Here is an 18534-nt window from a genome sequence, read left to right as displayed (position 1 = left end):
AAGGTAAAGTATTAAGATTTTTATATTAAGTATTAAGATTTTTTTGAAATTTTCACTAGAGACATTTGTCTTAATTCTTAATACTATAGTCATAAATCTATAAATCAGGTTTTTTTCTGTTTTCTTTAATCTGAGCCGTATTCTTTTTTGCTAATAATCTTTTTTCTTTTGCTACTTTCGGGATTTTTGTTTCTTTTCTTGGTTTTTCTACTTTTAAACCTTCTTCTAGGATTTTAATACATCTACGGGTAACTATTTCTTTATTTTTAAGCTGACTTCGATCTTCATCACAAGTCAATATTAAATGGAATTCTTGAGTTAGTTTTGAAGCTATTTTTTCTTTTAATCTTTCTTTTTCAGTTTCATTTAGACCTTTTGAATGTGTCAAGTCAAAACTTAGTATCACTTTAGAAGATACTTTGTTTACATTTTGACCACCTGCACCACTGCTTCGTACTGCTTTATATTTTACTTCTGTAAGTATAATTTCTTTATTCATTTTCAGATTGATGTGCTGGTTTTAACAAGTCATTTACAGTTTTAACAGGATTGAATGTTGTTAAAGGTACTTCTACAAAAATAGTATTCCAATAGGCCATTGCACCATTCCAAAGTCCAGGTAGTTCAAATGCTTTTATTGGTTTTCCATTTTTGGTTTTCTCAACTATAAAGCCCATATTTTCGTCAACATATTCTAAAAGATTGAATTTTAATCCTTTATAATTTTTAATTCCACAAACTAAATCTACTGGATTAAAATGAGTGGATTTTTTGAAAATTTCAACCTGTTTTTCGTTTAAAAAATCAATTTGATTACTTTCAATAATCTGTAAAGAAATTATTCCATTCTCATTTTTGACCCAAAAAGGCCCACCACCAGGCTCTCCTTCATTTTTAACCATTCCGCAAATTCGTAGGGGTCTATTTAGTATAGTAAATAAAATTTCAGATTGGTAGGATTCTTTATATTTGTGAAAATCAGATGGTAAATTGATATTTAATTTATCTTTTACAAAATTTATTACTTGTATTAAATTTGTATGTTTTAAATCTTTAAATAGTTAAAGATTTGTTCTTGAACAGTAATTAGAATACCTCCTAATATTTTTTTATAACTAATAATTTCATTTACATGATTTTGAGAAACATTATCAATATTTTTAATAAATACTATGTCTGCTTCCAATTGATCTAAATTTTCTATCAAAGCGCCATGACCACCAGGTCTAAAAATCAAAGAACCATCTTCTTTTCTAAAAGGAGTATTGTCTTTATTAACCGCAATAGTATCTGTATGGTCTTTCTGATAAGAAAAACTTACTTCTATTGATTCATAATTATCAACAATTTTTTTAAAATTTTCTAAATGACTTTCTGAGATTGTAAAATGGATTTTTGGCTTGCTATTTCCAGATTTATAAAAAAGAGCTTCTTCCAAATGTTCTTCAACTGGAGAATAAGTTTTACCATTTTTTTTATGGAATGGAAGAATTCCTTTTGGTTTATTAGCATAATCAAAATGTTTCTCTGATAACAATGTCTTTATTAAAAAATAATCTTTGGTATCTCTATCATAAGTAAAATATTCAGGGTAAATAGAGGTTGTTTTTTCTTTTAAATCGAGGTAAAAAGGAAAGTTTTTCAATCCAATTAAAAAAACAGACAATTCGCTTCCTTTCTTTCTATTAATATAAGCATTAATTGTTTCGTTCCTGTAATCATATTCATTCACAAATTCTGATAAAAACTGAAACATTCTACTTGCAGCCCCCGAGGCAGGTACAAATTTTTGAATTTCAAACAGATGTTTTCTATCATTAAAAACAGCAATAAAATGCTGTTTATCTTCCTCACTTAACACCCAAATACCATCATCTTTAGTAGCTGAACGCACTAAATTAACCTTTGGAATTCCTTTTTCAAAAAAATGAAATTGTTGCTTTAATTTATCAATTGAAATTCCTTTATCTTTAATTTGTTTTAAATCTAATTCACTAAATTTCTCTTCCATTCTTTATATGCATAAATTGCTATAACTGTAAAAACCACATATTGTAAACTTGTAAAAGTATATCCTTTGGAAAAATATAAGGGAATCGAAACTAAATCACCAATAATCCATAATATCCAATTCTCAATTTTTCGTTTGGCCATTAGCCACATTCCTACAAAAAACACACCTGTTGTAAACGTATCTACATAAGCTGTCCAACTCGTAAATTTATTAAAAAAATGATAGACTAGCACTACAAATACTACAGTTATTATAAAAATAACAATTCCCAAACCTATTTCTTTTTTACTAACCTTGGCTATAGGATATTCTACTTGATTCTCTTTTTTTTGAGACCAAAGCCACCACCCATAAATACTCATAGAAGTATAATAAATATTAATAAGCAAATCCCCTATTAATTCCCATTTGTACAATAAATAAACATAAATTACAGTACTAACAATGCCTGTTGGATATACTAAAATATTGTTTTTTTTAGCAAACCATACACTTACTAAACCAAATAGTACAGCAATAACCTCTAAAATAATTTGTAAGGTAGAGTAATCCTTATATTGAGAAAATAAAAAATCAATCATAGCTCAAAAAAAGATGTATTATTTTCAAAAGCGGTACCAATAACTACGAGAGTAGCACCCGCTTTGTAAGCTTGTTGAATTCCTTCAAAAGTAGTAATCCCACCACCCACAATTATTGGAATTGAGATTTTTGAAGCTGTTTCTCTTATCATTTCTAATGGTACTGCTTTTTTTGCTCCACTGCCTGCTTCTAGATACACTAATTGGTTTCCCATCCATTCGCTTGCTTTTGCCGTTTGACTCACATAACCAATATTATCACGATTTAAAGGTTTCGTTGCGCTTGCTTTTTCAACAGCTGTAACAACACCACTTTCAATTAATAAATAAGCCGTAGGTATAACCTCTAAATTGGTTTTTTCCAATAAAGGCACAGCATTCACTTGATGCTCAATTAAATATTCTGGATTTCTACCAGATACTAGGTTTAAAAACAGAATTCCATCTGCGTGAGCAGAAATCTGTTTATAATCTCCAGGAAATAGTAAAACAGGCAAGTGTATATGTTTTTTTAATTCTAAAATTAATGCATCTAAATGAGAACCATTAAAAGTACTTCCTCCTACAAAAATATGAGTAGCTGGAGTTTCTTTTATTTTGAGACATACATCTTGGATTGAAGCCACCTGTAGTTTTTCAGGATCTAAAAGAATCGCTAAAAGTTTTCGCTTTTGCAGTTTTGCATGTAGTATTTCTTGGTAAATAGCTGTCATCATTAATTTTAAAAAGCACAAACTAAGGCATAATTATCTACAAATTCAAATTGAAAACTATATTCTTCCGTTACATTATTAAATTTTAATTGAGCCAATCCTTTTTTATCCGACAAACAGAACTCTTTTTCAAAAATATGCTTTGGAAAGCTAATTCCTTTTTCATTCTTAATTTTAAAAATGGATTCTTTAATTCCCCAAATCACAGTAGCTTTCTTTATTTTATCTAAATGATTTAAATTTTCTAGATGATTGATATCCATAAAACGAGGTGCAATAGTTACAATTTTATCTTTTAAAATTTCTAAATCGATTCCCATAAGTGCATCGCTGATTAATACTGCTGAAAAATCACTAGAATGACTGATTGAAATGTGCTTCCCATCTTTTAAGTGTGGCTTACCAAATTCGTCGTAAAACAAATCAAAATCGGTATAACCTATGTATTGCAACAACATTCGAACCGCCAAAAAACCTTTTTGATGACTTTCCGATTTCATGCTTTCTAAACGAGCTAAAGAAGTATCTTTTAATTGTACTTGACGAAATAGCGCAGTGAATTCTTCTTCTATTTTCCAAAGATAAATAGTAGCAGTAGGATGAATGGCTATTTCCTTATAAAAAGACATGTAGGATTTATTTTTATATTTAACTGGTTAATTTGTTTCTTTTTATGTTTAAATCATTCAATTAAAAAACTGAATTTCAAAATATTATATTGTTAGACATTTCACAAAAAAACTAAAATCCCTAAAAAAATAAAAAGGAATTCAGTATCTTTGCGGTCTGAAATTATAATTACAAATATACGAATAGATGAGTACAAAAACCATCCCTTATGTTCCTTATAAAGTGAAAGATATTGCTCTAGCTGAATGGGGAAGAAAAGAAATTGAATTAGCAGAAGCTGAAATGCCAGGTTTAATGGCTTTAAGAGAAGAATATGGTGCAAGCAAGCCTTTAAAAGGTGCTCGTATTGCAGGATGTCTTCACATGACTATTCAAACTGCTGTTTTGATTGAAACCTTAGTTGCTTTAGGTGCTAATGTTACTTGGTCATCTTGTAACATTTTCTCTACTCAAGATCATGCTGCTGCGGCAATTGCTGCTGCTGGAATTCCAGTATATGCATGGAAAGGTTTAAATGAAGAAGAGTTTGATTGGTGTATCGAACAAACGCTATTTTTCGGTGAAGACCGTCAGCCATTAAATATGATTTTAGATGATGGTGGTGATTTAACCAATATGGTTTTTGATAAATATCCAGAATTAATCAAAGGTATTAAAGGTTTGTCAGAAGAAACGACTACTGGTGTACACCGTTTATACGAAAGAATGCAAAATGGTACGTTACACATTCCTGCTATTAATGTAAACGATTCGGTTACAAAATCTAAATTTGACAACAAATACGGTTGTAAAGAATCGGCGGTAGATGCTATCAGAAGAGCTACAGATGTTATGCTTGCTGGAAAAAGAGTAGTGGTTTGTGGTTACGGAGATGTAGGTAAAGGAACAGCAGCTTCTTTTAGAGGTGCTGGATCGATTGTAACAGTAACTGAAATTGATCCTATTTGTGCTTTACAAGCGGCAATGGATGGTTACGAAGTTAAAAAATTAGACACTGTTGTAGGAAATGCAGATATTGTTATTACAACTACAGGTAATAAAGACATCGTTTTAGGTTCTCATTTTGAAAAAATGAAAGACAAAACAATCGTTTGTAATATTGGACATTTTGATAATGAAATTGACATGGCTTGGTTAAACAAAAACCACAAAGCGAGTAAAGTTGAAATCAAACCACAAGTTGATAAATACACTATCAATGGAAACGACATTATCATTTTAGCGGAAGGTCGTTTAGTGAATTTAGGTTGTGCTACAGGTCACCCAAGTTTTGTAATGAGTAACTCATTTACCAATCAAACTTTAGCGCAAATTGAATTATGGACTAATAGCGCTGCCTATAAAAATGAAGTATATATGTTGCCTAAACATTTAGATGAAAAAGTAGCAGCACTTCACTTAGCAAAATTAGGAGTAGAATTAGAAACCTTACGCCCAGAACAAGCGAAATATATTGGTGTTGCTGTAGAAGGTCCTTTCAAACCAGAATATTATAGATATTAATTTATATTTTTGAATTGAAAAGTTAAATTTTGATTATTTATTAAAACCGCCCATTTAAAGATAGGCGGTTTTTAGTTTATTTAATTTGATTTCCTTGTTTATCAAAGAAATGATATTCAAGGTACGTGTAAGCGTCACGAGATTTGAGAATAAGAGGAGGAAGTCCAGTTATTAGGTTTTTGTTCTATTTTCTTGTATCTATTTTCTTATATCGAAAGGATTAAGAAAAATTTAGAATGGATATTTAGAGTATTCTTTATAGCAATTACTCTCGTTGTTCTAAATAATTTAACTTATTCAGAAATTAATTTTGTTAATTTTTCTGAATTTTTGTTACTTCTCTTTTTCTCTTATAATGTATTTAAAAAATTCAGAAATTATATTATTTATACCATTATTATAGTCTCTCTTGTACTTTGTTTTCTCATATTGGAAGATGAAAATAAAGGAATTTATATTCAATTATTAAGTGCTTCTTTTATAATTTCTGTAATTAATTTTTATCGAAGAATAAACTTTTTAAATACGCATGATAAATTAGTTTTTACAAATAATATAATTAATCAATCCAATTCACTTACTATAGCATGCAATAAGTATGGTAGTGTTGTTTTTTGTAGTGATTCTATTAAAGATATTTTAGGTTATGGAACAGATGAAGTTCTAGGATATAATTTTTGGAAATTAACAGAAGATAAAGAATTTGAAAACATTGATTACAATCTTAAATTTCAGCCTAATACAATTCATATTAGAAAATTAAAGACAGCGACCAACGAATACAAATACATTCAATGGAGCGATTTTAAATATTCAGACGATTTGTTTATTGCTACAGGACATGATATCACTCAAAAAATTATCGCTGAACATGAATATCAAAATTTGATTCAGAACGCACCAGATATTATTTATGATGCAAATAAATATGGAGTAATTACCCTTATAAATGATGCAACATTGCGAATTTTAGGTTACAAGAAAGAAGAAATAATAGGATATCATTTTACTCATTTTTTAACCTCAGATGAAAAAGAAAAAGCACTCAAGTTTTATGTGGCTGAAAATAATAAACAAAATGATTTTGATGCTTATGTATTACCCGTTATTGCTAAATCTGGCAAATTAGTATGGTTTTCTCAGAAAGTTAGAATAAAAAGAGATTTAGATAATAAATTAATTGGTTTTTCCTGCGTAATGAGAGATATTACGAATACTAAAAAACTGGAAGAACAAATTATTTATAAGAATGATATTTTAACACATTTATCTAAATACACAAATAAGTTACTGCAAAAAGAAAATATTGATGAAATTTATGACAATACTTTAGGAGATTTTACAAGAGAAATACATGCTGATAGAGTATGTTTCTACGAATTTGTCGAATCAACAAGTATTGTCAACCAAAAATTTGAATGGTTTGCAAAAGAAAATAAATTGAATATAAATAATCCAGATTTTCAAGCCTTAGAATCTTTTGATTATCCAGAAATGTTTAATTCCTTAAAAGAGAATAAATCTTTTCAAATTATCGTCGGTAACTTAACAAATGAAAAGCTAAAAAACAGACTAGAAAATAGAGGAATAAAATCAGCTTTATTAGTGCCGTTAATTTACTTTAATAGATTAATAGGTTATCTTGGGTTTGATAATTTTGACAGAGAAAGAATTTGGAATAATGAAGAAATTACCATTTTAGAAACCTTAGCTAATAATATTGCAACTTCTATTGTAAGAATAAAAAATAAAAAAGGACTTCAAGAAAGTGAAGAAAAATTTAAGCTTTTAGCTAATAATATCCCAGGTGGTGTTTACTTAGTAAAATATGATGAAAAAAGAACCAAAGTGTTTTTAAATGATGAATTTGAAAAACTAACAGGGTATTCTAAAGAAGATTTCTTTTCTGAAAAAGTCAAATTGCATCAATTGTATCATCCAGATGATAAAGAAAAGGCTATAATTGAAATAGGTAATGCTATTAGAGATAAAAAATCTTTTTTAGTAACCAGTAGATTGATTAAAAAAGATGGCTCTATTATTTGGATTGAAGAACATGGAGAAGCCGTTACTGTAAATGGAAATGTAGAATATCTAGAAGGTGTGTTAATTGATGTTACGGAAAGAAAAAAAGCAGAAGAAGCCATACTTGCTAGAGAATTAGCAGAAACATCTAATAAGGCTAAATCGGAGTTTTTAGCTAACATGAGTCACGAAATTAGAACCCCGTTAAATGGAATAATTGGTTTTAGTAAATTATTATTAAATACAAGTATTACTGAAGTGCAAAAACAATATTTGCAAACAGTGAATCAATCCGCGGAATCTTTATTAGATGTAGTAAATGATATTTTAGATTTATCAAAAATTGAAGCAGGAAAACTTATTCTCGAAAATAGTAAAACCAACTTGCATACCATCATCAATCAATCGGTAGATATGGTAAAATTTACGGCACATCAAAAAAATATCGAATTAATTATTAATGTAGATGAACATATAGAATGTAACATTTGGACAGATGAGGTTCGTTTAAAACAAATTTTACAAAATCTTTTAAGTAATGCTGTTAAATTTACTTTAAAAGGACAAATTGAGTTAAATATAACCTGTAAGAAAAAAAATAAAGGAAAATCTAAAATTCGTTTTGAAGTAAAAGATACAGGAATTGGAATAAAACCAGAAAACAGAGGGAAAATTTTAGAAGCTTTCTCACAAGAAGATAGCTCTACAACAAGAAATTTTGGAGGAACAGGTCTGGGGTTGTCCATTACAAATAGTTTACTAAAACTAATGAATAGCCAACTCGAAATTAGTAGTGAAGTAGAGAGAGGAAGTTGCTTTAGTTTTGAGATTGAACTTAAAACGGAAGCTTGTGAAAACAAAAACATTTTACTTAACAATAAATTTAAGAATGCACTTATTTTAGAAGACAATCCATTAGTTTCTATTGTAATTGAAAAAATGTTTACTTCTCTACATTTGCCTTGTAAAGTAATTTCTTCTAAAGAAGAACTATTTGGTGAAATTTCAGAAGAGAAATACGACCTCATACTTATCGACTATGAATTTTTAAATAAAAAATATACTAATCAAGTAATCGAAATGGTAGGGGATAATGAAAACAAGCATCTGATTATTATGCAAAACTCCACTTCAGATTTTATTTCTAATAAAGATTTTAAGAATGTGCATAATATTATTAAACCTTTAAAAATAGGTGTTCTTCATAATTATCTTAACAAAATAAATAATCCATTTTCAGATAAGGATATGAATAATTTAAATCTGGTAAGTTCAGACAAAAATAAAATTAATATCCTTATTGTAGAAGATAATAAAGTCAATATGTTATTGACAAAAACCTTAGTTTCTAAGGCCTTTCCAAACGCGGTTATTTCTGAAGCTTCTAATGGATTGCATGCAGTAGATGTATTCAAAATAGCCAAACCAGAAATTATTTTAATGGATATACAAATGCCTGTAATGAATGGTTATGAAGCTACAGAATTAATACGTAAAGTAAATAAAGATGTCATTATTATTGCGTTAACCGCTGGTGTTATTACAGGTGAAAAAGAAAAATGTTTAGACATTGGAATGAACGACTTTATACTAAAACCAATCGATAAAGAATATTTTGAAAAAACGATAATAAAATGGATAAAAACCGTGCATAATATTTCCGTTTAGTATCTTTGTCTCTACAAAAAGAATGAATCATTTATGACGCAAAATATAAAAGGTTTTTCTAAGCTTACTAAAGAAGAAAAAATCGAATGGATTGCAAGTGCTTATTTTGTAAATCCTAAAGAAGCTAAACAAATTGTTACCCAATATTGGAATTCTAATGAAGCCTTACAGAAGCTTCACGACGAATTTATTGAAAACACCATTACCAATTTCTATTTGCCTTATGGGGTAGCTCCTAATTTTAGTATTAATGGTAAAAGCTACACGATTCCTATGGCTATTGAAGAAAGTTCGGTTGTGGCTGCTGCTGCTAAAGCAGCTAAATTTTGGGGAGAAAGAGGAGGTTTTAAAGCAAGGGTTATCAATACAGAAAAGATAGGACAAGTGCATTTTTTGTTCCAAGGAGCATTTGAAAAATTAGAAACTTTTTTCAATACGATTAAACCTCAATTTTTTGCAGCTACCGAAAATGCTACCAAAAATATGCAAAAACGCGGTGGTGGTATTTTGGATATCCAATTAAAAAATAAAACACACGAATTACCGAATTACTATCAATTGCATGCTACTTTTAACACCAAAGATAGTATGGGTGCCAATTTCATCAACACTTGCTTAGAGCAATTTGCTAAAACACTAGAAAACGAAGCCCACGATTACGAAGCGTTTACTGAAACTGAAAAAAACATTCAGGTAATCATGAGTATTTTAAGTAATTATGTGCCGAATTGTGTGGTGCGTGCTGAGGTTTCTTGCCCGGTTGATCAAATGAGTGAGGATGCCAACATCAACCCTCGTGAATTTGCTGAAAAGTTTGTGACAGCGGTCAATATTGCGGAAATCGAACCTTACCGAGCAGTAACGCACAACAAAGGCATCATGAACGGAATCGATGCGGTGGTGTTAGCTACTGGAAACGATTTTAGAGCGGTGGAAGCAGGAGTGCATGCTTACGCAAGTCAGTCTGGGCAATATCGCAGTTTGTCTCATGCTAAAATTGAAAACGATATTTTTACCTTTTGGATTGAAGTACCTTTGGCTTTAGGAACCATTGGCGGACTCACGAGTTTGCATCCTTTGGTAAAATTTTCATTGGAAATGTTAGGCAATCCAAGTGCAGAAGAACTCATGCAAATTGTAGCGGTAACGGGTTTGGCTCAAAATTTTGCTGCCGTTCGTTCGTTAACCACTACAGGTATTCAGCAAGGGCACATGAAAATGCATATTAATAACATTTTGAATCAACATCAAGCCACAAAAGAAGAAAAAATAAAAGTATTGGATTATTTCAAAAACACCACGATTTCCCATAGTTTAGTGGTGGATTATTTAGAAAGTTTACGCCACTAATTTTTGGAGCTATTTCCTGCTGTACGCTATATCTGTCATTGCTTCGTTCCGCGCAATGACAGGATGCCGCTTCCATCAGGGCTAAAAACACAATCATGCAAGAAAAAATATTTTACAGTAACGGAAAACTACTCCTTACAGGGGAATATGTGGTTCTGGATGGAGCTAAAGCTTTGGCTGTACCTACTAAGTTCGGACAAAATTTAGTTGTAAATGAAGGTAGCAACAAAGAAATGCATTGGACAAGTTACGATTCTGACGGTACGATTTGGTTTCAAGATACACTTACTTTTGAAGCCATTCAAACCAAAGACCTTCAAGAGTCTCATTCCAAAATTAAAAATACCTTATTAGAAATTCTACATCAAGCTTTTCTTCAAAACCCAAGCTTTATCTTGGAAAGTGAAGGCTACACGATTACAACTCATCTTACTTTTCCACGACTTTGGGGCTTGGGAACGTCTTCTACTTTAATAAATAATATTGGCTTTTGGCTAGAAATCGATGCTTTCGAATTATTACAAAAAAGCTTTGGTGGTAGTGGTTACGATGTAGCCTGCGCTCAAAATGGCGAACCTATATTGTACACTATTGAAAATGGTAAACCTACCGTTGAGGTGGTTGCTTTTAATCCGCCTTTTAAAGAAAACATTTACTTTGTTTATTTGAATAAAAAGCAAAGCAGTAAATCGGCGATTTCTAATTATATCAATAAACAACATCGCGTAGATAAAGTAATTGCAAAAATCAATGCCATTACGCAAGAAGCCTTAACGGTTCAAGAAGGTCGCGATTTTGCTTTACTTATGGAAAAACACCAAGCCATTATGAGCGATGTGTTAGAAACCGAAACGGTAAAAGAACAACTCTTCCCCGATTTTAAAGGTGTGGTTAAAAGTCTAGGAGCTTGGGGAGGTGATTTTGTAATGGTACTCTCTAAAAACGAACCAACCGATTATTTTGTAGCCAAAGGCTATCCAACCATTTTGAGTTACGAAGACATGGTATTGGGTAACTAAGGTTTCTTTTGTCAAATATTTTCTATTCCTAAAAGTGTAAGATTTTCAACAATTTAGGCTTTGTTGTGAAGTTGGATGAATGCTTTTGTCCATCTCAAAAGAAAAACCTACATTTGAACAAAGCACTCCAAAAATGAGAATAGAAACCGACCTAAAATTAGGCTTTAAAGACGTAATGATTCGTCCTAAAAGATCCACCTTAAGCAGTAGAGCACAAGTAGATTTGCAACGCAATTTTAAATTTTTGCATAGTTCGTATGTGTGGAGTGGTGTACCTATCATGGCAGCGAATATGGATACAGTAGGTACATTTGAAATGGCTTTGGCTTTGGCAAAACACCATATTTTTACAGCGATTCATAAACATTATACTTTAGACGATTGGGCGCAATTTCTCAACAAAATCCCAAATGATTTGTATTCCTATATTGCAGTCAGTACAGGGACAGGTAAAGAAGACGAAAAAAAGGTACAAGCCATTTTCGAACGTTTCCCAAAACTGCAATTCATTTGTATTGATGTAGCCAATGGCTATTCCGAGCACTTTGTAAAATTTGTCAAACAAACCCGAAAGCAGTTTCCAGATAAAGTTATTATTGCAGGCAATGTAGTAACAGGTGAAATGGTAGAAGAACTTTTATTAGCCGGTGCCGATATTATTAAAGTAGGAATAGGACCCGGTTCGGTATGTACCACACGCGTAAAAACAGGAGTTGGTTATCCTCAATTATCTGCCATTATAGAATGTGCCGATGCGGCTCATGGTTTAGGTGGACAAATTATTAGCGATGGTGGTTGTGCTATTCCTGGTGATGTGGCCAAAGCATTTGGAGCAGGTGCCGATTTTGTAATGCTCGGCGGGATGCTTGCCGGTCATGAAGAGAGTGGAGGAGAGGTGATTGAAATAAAAGGAGAAAAGTACAAGCAATTTTATGGCATGAGTTCGGAAACCGCTATGAAAAAGCATGTAGGTGGTGTGGCCAACTATAGAGCCAGTGAAGGAAAAACTGTAAAAGTACCTTTTAGAGGCAAAGTAGAAGATACCATACAAGACATTTTAGGAGGTTTACGAAGTACCTGTACTTATGTAGGTGCTGCTAAACTAAAAGAGCTCACCAAACGCACGACTTTCATTCGCGTAGCCGAGCAGGAGAATAGGGTATATAATTCATGATTTCAAAATAACAAAAGCCTATCCAAAAAGCAAAATCTTGTCAAGCTGAACTTGTTTCAGCTTCTTTTATTTCCATTTACCACACGAATAAATTACGCAGTAGCGGTGCAACAGTCATACTACTACAGTTTGTGATGTTGTTTACAAGTGCAACAAGGTATACTCCTACAGTATTTTTTATATATACAAGTGCAAGAGAGCATACACCTACAGTATTTTTGAAATTTACAAGTGCAACAAAGCATACACCTATGGTAAGTGGTACTATTTACAAGTGTAGTAGCGTAGGTTACTATAGGAATTAGTTAAAAGACGGTTTTACTTTAGATAGGTTTTGATGACTTTTTTAAAATAACAAAAGCCACAGTGAAGTGGCTTTTTGTTTTATTTTGATTGTAGGCACGGATTATAAATCCGCGCTAATGTTGTGGTGATATATCCGAGCTATCGGGTTAAAACATAGTTATCTGGGCATATCCGAGCCATCAGTTTCTAAAGTCATTTGAAAAAGTAAATTACTGCCGTTATCTGAATTTGCAATATCCAGTAATAATTCCGAAATTTAATTGTGCGTAAAGTTCATAAAGTTGTAAGTTTTTATCTGTAATTTAAAATTACTAAACTTTTACTTTACACACTTTTTTAGTACAATATCACTTTCTTTTCTTGACATAAAGCAATCCTTATATTCTGAGAAAATAATATTGATTTTAATAGTATCGTCAGAAATTTTAAATTTTTCCCAAACTCCAAAATCATGACCACACCTAACTATACATCTCATTGAGTCTTTTCCAATATTATTATGTTTTTTTTGTAAGTATTTTTTATTAATTTTTAGAAAACCATTTTTATCTATTTTACATTTCTTATTATATTTTTCTTCAAGATCTAAACCAATTGTGCTAATATCATTTATTAACTCGTCGTTAGATAAAAAATGGATATATCCGTTTTTTACAGGTTCATTATTTAAAAAAACACGAAAAGTATAAAATTCATCATTAAAGTTATTAATTTCCAATAGGAAAATTAACAATACTGCTAAATATTTTATCATTCTACATAATTTTTAATATCAACTTCACGCCCAATATTTTCTTTTTTAACAGAATATTTCGTTTTTCAACTCCATTATCATCATATTTTCCCAGCTGCGTAAAGTCTCCCGAATTTGAGCTAAATTATAAAAAAATCATTGACTTAAATACTTAATTAATGCATTTTCTTTTATTGTAGCATATTAACTAAAAACTATAATTAATTAGACCGCAAAGTCGGGAGACTTTGCGGAGCCTAAACACTTAGCTCAGCACGTAACGTTTTTAAAGAACACTTAGCTTAGCTGGGGTGTAGGTTACTGCTGTAAGTGATACTAATTACAAGTGTATTAGAGTAGGTTACAACTGTGTGTGATACTAGGTACAAGTGTAGTAAAGTAGGTTACTATTGTGAGTGCTTAAAAACAAGTTTACTTTAGATAGGTAGAGATGACTTTTTTAAAATTACAAAAGCACAGTGAAGTGGCTTTTTGTTTTATTTACTTTGTGGGGACGGAAAGCATTTCCGCCTTTACTTTACATTTTAAAAAATCACTAAATTTATTCAAAGGAAAACAGAGGTGAACTAACATTTCCGCTAAGCTTGTGACTTATATCGCGCATTAGTCCTCTGTCTTCTCCTTAAACTTAGTTAAATTACTTCAAATAGAATGATGTACATAGTGGTCTAATAAAGGCTCTAAAGAAGTTCAACATTTTTGATGATCTTAATCTCAAATTCATGAAAAATTATTTATTTCACGCAGGAATAGACATTTCAAAATTAAAGTGAGATGTAAATCTATTAGATTCTCAAACATTATAGTCAGAACATTTTTTAGTATTTTTACTTACAAATATTAAATATGCAATTTTCTGAAAAAAGAAACATAACTCGTTGGTTTATCATCTTAGCTTCTTTTTTAATCGTTATCATTATTTTATGGAATACTTATGTGTTCTTTCAAATTTTCAAAAATGATGAACGTAAAAAAATGGAGTTATGGGTTTCTGCCCAAAAAACCTTAGCAAATGCTGATGAAAATACAGATGTAGATTTACCTTTTGATATTATTCGTTCTAATGGCTCTAACCCTATGATTGAAGTAAATAGCGAAGAAATCATTTTAAATAATAATAATATTGATCCTGAAATAGCAGGAGACAGTATTCAATTGAGAAGACTTTTTGAAAAAATGAAATCGGAAAATCAGCCAATAAAAATGGCACTTTCTAATAATGATTATCGCTTAATTTACTATGGTAATTCTCCACTTTTAAATAAATTAAAATATTATCCTATTGCCTTAGTTTTAATTATCATTCTTTTTGGTGCGGTTGTTTATAATTTTTACAGAGCTACAAAAATGGCAACTCAAAACAAATTATGGGCTGGTATGGCTAAAGAGACAGCACATCAAATAGGCACACCATTATCCTCTCTAATTGGTTGGTTAGAAATTTTAAAATTAGAGCACATTGAACCTACAACCATTCAAGAAATTGAAAAAGACATTAACCGTTTGCAAACGATAACGGATCGTTTTTCAAAAATTGGTAGCGAACCTGTTTTGGAAAGAGTAGATATTGTGGAGGAGACCAAGAATTCTTTCGATTATTTACAATCGAGAACATCCAATCATGTTGATTTTTTCTTTAAAGGGCCTAAATATCCTATTCTTATTCCAATGAATCCCATTTTACATAGCTGGACTATTGAAAATTTAGTTAAAAATGCCATTGATGCTATGAAGGGAAAAGGAAAATTAGAAATAATAATTTCGGAAGACAAAAACAAAGTACGTATTAGAGTAACCGATACAGGAAAAGGAATTCCTAAAAATCAATTCAATAAAATTTTTGAACCCGGATTTACAACAAAGAAAAGAGGTTGGGGATTGGGTTTATCACTTACTAAAAGAATTGTACAAGAATATCACAAAGGGAATATTAGGGTAATTCATTCTGAAATCGGAAAAGGCACTACCATTCAAGTGAGTTATAAAAAAGAAGTGCTATAAAAACAAAATCCCGATACTTATCGGGATTTATATTATAAATTTTCTGTTATCGCTTGTGCAATATTTTGAAATTCTACTTTTTCTAAACTAGCTTTTCTTTGAAAACGCATATCATCCATGTCTTGTAATGGAATTAAATGTACATGAACATGCGGCACTTCTAACCCAACTACGGCAACACCAACTCTTTTACATTCAATTGTTTTTTCTATAGCTTTTGCTACTTTTCTGGAAAAAGACATTAATTTTAAATATAATTCTTCTTCCATATCAAAAATCTTATTAATCTCTACTTTAGGTACACATAAAGTATGTCCTTTAGCATTAGGGTTCACATCTAAAAAAGCAATAAAATTTTCATCTTCTGCAATTTTATAACATGGAATTTCTCCATTAATGATTTTTGTAAAAATGGAAGCCATAACTATTCTCTTGTAATTTCTAAAATTTCAAATTTTAAAGTCCCATTTGGCACTTTAATTTCAGCAATTTCACCTACTTTTTTACCAAGTAGTCCTTTCCCAATTGGAGAAGTTACAGAAATCTTTCCTGTTTTTAAATCGGCTTCACTTTCAGCAACTAAAGTGTATTTCATTTCCATACCATTAGTTTGATTTTTTATCTTAACTGTAGATAAAACCAAAGCTTTTGAAACATCTAATTGCGATTCATCAATCAAACGGGCATTTGCAACCAATTCTTCCATTTTAGCAATTTTCATCTCCAAAAGACCTTGTGCTTCTTTAGCAGCATCATATTCTGCATTTTCTGATAAATCTCCTTTATCTCTCGCTTCAGCAATTGCTTGAGATGCTTTTGGACGTTCTATACTTTTTAATTGATCTAACTCTTCTCTAAGTTTTTTTAAACCGTCTGCTGTATAATAAGATACTGTACTCATAACTTCATCGTTTATATATAAATAGAAAGAATCCCACAAAAGCGGGATTCCTTTATGCAAAGATAATAATTATTTTTTAAAATTAATTTATGATTCTTTATTAGTTCGTCAAATTTAAATAAATTACATTTGGTTTTTAAATATTTCTATAAAATGAAAAAAAACTTTTTATATCTGTTTTTATATTTTTTACTCTTAAGTTGCAATAAAGACGATTCAATTAATAACAATAATCCCTATTTGCCAGATTACCCAGTTGATTTGACAATTAATCTTAATTTGCCACAGTATAACAATCTACAATTTGTGAGTAATTCTGTTTATATCAATTCTGGTATAGCTGGTATAAGAGGTGTCTTTGTATTTAATGCAGGAAGTAATAATTATGTAGCATTTGATGCAGCTTGTCCAAATCAATCATTAAGTAATTGTTCTACAATGACTATAAATGGAATTAAAGCAGTTTGTGCTTGTGATGATGCAGAATATAGTTTTTTTACTGGTCAGGCACCTGGAAAAGAATATCCAATGAAACAATACCGAGTGCAACAAGTTAACGCTTCTACTTTAAGAGTTTATAATTAGTTTAAAACCTGTAAACCATTTTAAAAAAAGTCTAATCTTTGAGAGACAAAACGTTCTTATAAATAGCCTAAAAAACGACCTGATTTTTGCTTAAAAAGTGCTTCAAAAAGTGTCGAAAATTGCTAAAAAGTGTCGTTTTTATACTTTTTAAAATCGCTTAAGATATTGTTAAAAGTAGTGTATCAAGCATAATGACTACTATCCTTTTGGAATGACCTTGCCAGGCCGCACTTACTCAAGCCCAGCCTACCGTTACGGCTTCCAAGGACAAGAAAAAGATGACGAGCTAAAAGGGGAAGGAAATAGTTTAAACTACACTTTTAGAATGCATGACCCGAGAGTGGGTAGGTTTTTTGCAACGGATCCGCTTGAGAAAAAATATCCATGGTATACTCCGTATCAGTTTAGCGGAAATAGGTTAATAGATTCTATTGAGCTTGAAGGTCTTGAAGAACATCAATTGAGCAATGGAAGTGGAACTGTGTATGGTCCTTGGATTAGTGCAGAAGCAGGAGCTTTAAACGGAGGCACAATAAACTTACCTGAAATTACAGTTTATGGAGGAAGCAGTCAGAATAATTTTACAGATTTGATGTCGAATTTCTCTTTAAGCGGTTATGGTTATGGTTGTGAGTGGATGAAACCTTATGATTTTAATAATTTTGAAAATAAACTTGTACCACTACCACTAGCAGTACCATATACAGTCTATACATATGGAGGTCAAGGAGATTTGGAATATCTCGATGAATTACTTGCTGGTTTAAGTGAAAATTTTAAAGGATTATCAAAAAAAGGAGGATATGTAGTTCTTAGTACAGCAAAATACGGAAATGGATTTTATTGGAAACCAAATATGAGAGGGCTACATAATTTAAAGGGATTTTATTTTAATGGGACGACTGGTTATGGTTTTGCCGCAAAAGGTACTAATTGGGGATCATGGGGAGTTTCTGCTGCTTTAGAAGTTCCTGAAATTTATTATGGTTATCAAACAAACACACATGAAGGAAATAAACAAGTAGCAGGTGCCGTAGGAAATCTTGGAGGAGGATGGCTAGGTGGAGCTATAGCAGGAGGAACTCTAGGATTGTTAGGTATTAAAACAGGTCCTGGAGTTATTGTTACTGTATTTGTTGGAGCTGTTGTTGGTAGTGCTGTTGGGGAAGAAAAAATGGAGGAGATTTATGAAGATCTTTCTAAACCTAAAAGCGGAACGGTTAAAGGCACATTTACAACTGCTATGCCAGTTTGGTAATTCTAGTAGAATGTTTAACAATGGTAAAATTTATTTTTAATAACTTGCTCTC

Annotated in this window: 17 protein-coding genes; 8 read left to right on the top strand and 9 right to left on the bottom strand. The window is 31.1% G+C overall.

Annotated elements, in window-relative coordinates:
- Nucleotides 1–97: 97 nt before the first annotated feature.
- Genes arfB through HALO113_RS07035 form a run of 6 tightly spaced genes read right to left on the bottom strand, consistent with a single transcriptional unit; the run spans nt 98 to nt 3937 of the window.
- Complete coding sequence (gene arfB / locus HALO113_RS07060) at nt 98–499, bottom strand: alternative ribosome rescue aminoacyl-tRNA hydrolase ArfB (RefSeq protein ID WP_159778349.1); 402 nt, start codon at nt 497–499, stop codon at nt 98–100.
- A complete protein-coding gene (locus tag HALO113_RS07055) occupies nt 492–995 on the bottom strand; it encodes a DUF4301 family protein (RefSeq protein ID WP_370519377.1) in 504 nt (167 codons plus the stop codon). Before HALO113_RS07055 ends, arfB begins: the two co-directional genes overlap by 8 nt.
- Nucleotides 996–1045: 50 nt before the next feature.
- Nucleotides 1046–2011, bottom strand: a complete 966-nt coding sequence (locus tag HALO113_RS07050; RefSeq protein WP_370519346.1) for a DUF4301 family protein — start codon at nt 2009–2011, stop codon at nt 1046–1048.
- Nucleotides 1987–2595 carry a nicotinamide riboside transporter PnuC gene (gene pnuC, locus HALO113_RS07045; protein WP_159778348.1) on the bottom strand — a complete coding sequence of 203 codons (609 nt, stop codon included), beginning with the start codon at nt 2593–2595 and terminating at the stop codon, nt 1987–1989. Before pnuC ends, HALO113_RS07050 begins: the two co-directional genes overlap by 25 nt.
- Nucleotides 2592–3311, bottom strand: coding sequence for a geranylgeranylglyceryl/heptaprenylglyceryl phosphate synthase (locus HALO113_RS07040; protein ID WP_370519345.1), 720 nt, complete (start codon nt 3309–3311; stop codon nt 2592–2594). The genes pnuC and HALO113_RS07040 overlap by 4 nt, the downstream gene beginning before the upstream one ends.
- A 5-nt stretch (nt 3312–3316) precedes the next feature.
- Nucleotides 3317–3937, bottom strand: coding sequence for a 4'-phosphopantetheinyl transferase superfamily protein (locus HALO113_RS07035; protein WP_159778347.1), 621 nt, complete (start codon nt 3935–3937; stop codon nt 3317–3319).
- A 187-nt stretch (nt 3938–4124) separates the two neighbouring features.
- On the opposite strand from HALO113_RS07035, the gene ahcY reads away from it, so the two are divergent.
- From ahcY to HALO113_RS07010, 5 genes are all read left to right on the top strand, one after another.
- Complete coding sequence (gene ahcY / locus HALO113_RS07030) at nt 4125–5441, top strand: adenosylhomocysteinase (RefSeq protein ID WP_159778346.1); 1317 nt, start codon at nt 4125–4127, stop codon at nt 5439–5441.
- Between the two features lie 429 nt (nt 5442–5870).
- A complete protein-coding gene (locus tag HALO113_RS07025) occupies nt 5871–9134 on the top strand; it encodes a PAS domain S-box protein (RefSeq protein WP_159778345.1) in 3264 nt (1087 codons plus the stop codon).
- Nucleotides 9135–9167: 33 nt separating this feature from the next.
- Nucleotides 9168–10484: a hydroxymethylglutaryl-CoA reductase, degradative gene (locus HALO113_RS07020; protein WP_159778344.1), complete on the top strand. Its 1317-nt coding sequence runs from the start codon at nt 9168–9170 to the stop codon at nt 10482–10484.
- 95 nt (nt 10485–10579) lie between these two features.
- The gene (locus tag HALO113_RS07015; protein WP_159778343.1) at nt 10580–11503 is read left to right on the top strand and encodes a GYDIA family GHMP kinase; all 924 of its coding nucleotides are present in this window, start codon (nt 10580–10582) and stop codon (nt 11501–11503) included.
- Nucleotides 11504–11636: 133 nt separating this feature from the next.
- The gene (locus HALO113_RS07010; protein ID WP_159778342.1) at nt 11637–12677 is read left to right on the top strand and encodes a GMP reductase; all 1041 of its coding nucleotides are present in this window, start codon (nt 11637–11639) and stop codon (nt 12675–12677) included.
- A 625-nt stretch (nt 12678–13302) separates the two neighbouring features.
- Here the strand turns inward: HALO113_RS07010 and HALO113_RS07005 are convergent.
- A complete protein-coding gene (locus tag HALO113_RS07005; protein WP_159778341.1) occupies nt 13303–13737 on the bottom strand; it encodes a hypothetical protein in 435 nt (144 codons plus the stop codon).
- 846 nt (nt 13738–14583) lie between these two features.
- On the opposite strand from HALO113_RS07005, the gene HALO113_RS07000 reads away from it, so the two are divergent.
- Nucleotides 14584–15738 (top strand): PAS domain-containing sensor histidine kinase, encoded by a 1155-nt coding sequence (locus tag HALO113_RS07000; RefSeq protein ID WP_159778340.1) that lies wholly within the window; start codon nt 14584–14586, stop codon nt 15736–15738.
- A 32-nt stretch (nt 15739–15770) separates the two neighbouring features.
- On the opposite strand, the gene HALO113_RS06995 is transcribed toward HALO113_RS07000, so the two are convergent.
- Nucleotides 15771–16160: an HIT family protein gene (locus HALO113_RS06995; protein WP_159778339.1), complete on the bottom strand. Its 390-nt coding sequence runs from the start codon at nt 16158–16160 to the stop codon at nt 15771–15773.
- A 2-nt stretch (nt 16161–16162) separates the two neighbouring features.
- Nucleotides 16163–16639 carry a transcription elongation factor GreA gene (greA, locus tag HALO113_RS06990; protein WP_159778338.1) on the bottom strand — a complete coding sequence of 159 codons (477 nt, stop codon included), beginning with the start codon at nt 16637–16639 and terminating at the stop codon, nt 16163–16165.
- Between the two features lie 153 nt (nt 16640–16792).
- On the opposite strand from greA, the gene HALO113_RS06985 reads away from it, so the two are divergent.
- Together HALO113_RS06985 and HALO113_RS06980 are read left to right on the top strand one after the other, a co-directional pair.
- The gene (locus HALO113_RS06985) at nt 16793–17224 is read left to right on the top strand and encodes a hypothetical protein (RefSeq protein WP_159778337.1); all 432 of its coding nucleotides are present in this window, start codon (nt 16793–16795) and stop codon (nt 17222–17224) included.
- A 181-nt stretch (nt 17225–17405) separates the two neighbouring features.
- On the top strand, nt 17406–18482 hold the full coding sequence (locus HALO113_RS06980; RefSeq protein ID WP_255477917.1) for an RHS repeat-associated core domain-containing protein: 1077 nt from the start codon (nt 17406–17408) through the stop codon (nt 18480–18482).
- Nucleotides 18483–18534: the final 52 nt, after the last annotated feature.

This window comes from Flavobacterium sp. 9AF, assembly GCF_902506265.1.
In the GTDB taxonomy this organism is placed as follows: Bacteria; Bacteroidota; Bacteroidia; order Flavobacteriales; family Flavobacteriaceae; genus Flavobacterium.
This window is presented reverse-complemented; position numbering and strand designations above follow the sequence as displayed.

Coding starts and splice junctions, on each gene's coding strand:
- pnuC (WP_159778348.1), bottom strand. CDS start 2,595: ATGATTGATTTTTTATTTTCTCAATATAAGGATTACTCTACCTTACAA.
- arfB (WP_159778349.1), bottom strand. CDS start 499: ATGAATAAAGAAATTATACTTACAGAAGTAAAATATAAAGCAGTACGA.
- HALO113_RS07015 (WP_159778343.1), top strand. CDS start 10,580: ATGCAAGAAAAAATATTTTACAGTAACGGAAAACTACTCCTTACAGGG.
- HALO113_RS06985 (WP_159778337.1), top strand. CDS start 16,793: ATGAAAAAAAACTTTTTATATCTGTTTTTATATTTTTTACTCTTAAGT.
- HALO113_RS07040 (WP_370519345.1), bottom strand. CDS start 3,311: ATGATGACAGCTATTTACCAAGAAATACTACATGCAAAACTGCAAAAG.
- HALO113_RS07000 (WP_159778340.1), top strand. CDS start 14,584: ATGCAATTTTCTGAAAAAAGAAACATAACTCGTTGGTTTATCATCTTA.
- ahcY (WP_159778346.1), top strand. CDS start 4,125: ATGAGTACAAAAACCATCCCTTATGTTCCTTATAAAGTGAAAGATATT.
- HALO113_RS07020 (WP_159778344.1), top strand. CDS start 9,168: ATGACGCAAAATATAAAAGGTTTTTCTAAGCTTACTAAAGAAGAAAAA.
- HALO113_RS07035 (WP_159778347.1), bottom strand. CDS start 3,937: ATGTCTTTTTATAAGGAAATAGCCATTCATCCTACTGCTACTATTTAT.
- greA (WP_159778338.1), bottom strand. CDS start 16,639: ATGAGTACAGTATCTTATTATACAGCAGACGGTTTAAAAAAACTTAGA.
- HALO113_RS07010 (WP_159778342.1), top strand. CDS start 11,637: ATGAGAATAGAAACCGACCTAAAATTAGGCTTTAAAGACGTAATGATT.
- HALO113_RS07050 (WP_370519346.1), bottom strand. CDS start 2,011: ATGGAAGAGAAATTTAGTGAATTAGATTTAAAACAAATTAAAGATAAA.
- HALO113_RS06995 (WP_159778339.1), bottom strand. CDS start 16,160: ATGGCTTCCATTTTTACAAAAATCATTAATGGAGAAATTCCATGTTAT.
- HALO113_RS07005 (WP_159778341.1), bottom strand. CDS start 13,737: ATGATAAAATATTTAGCAGTATTGTTAATTTTCCTATTGGAAATTAAT.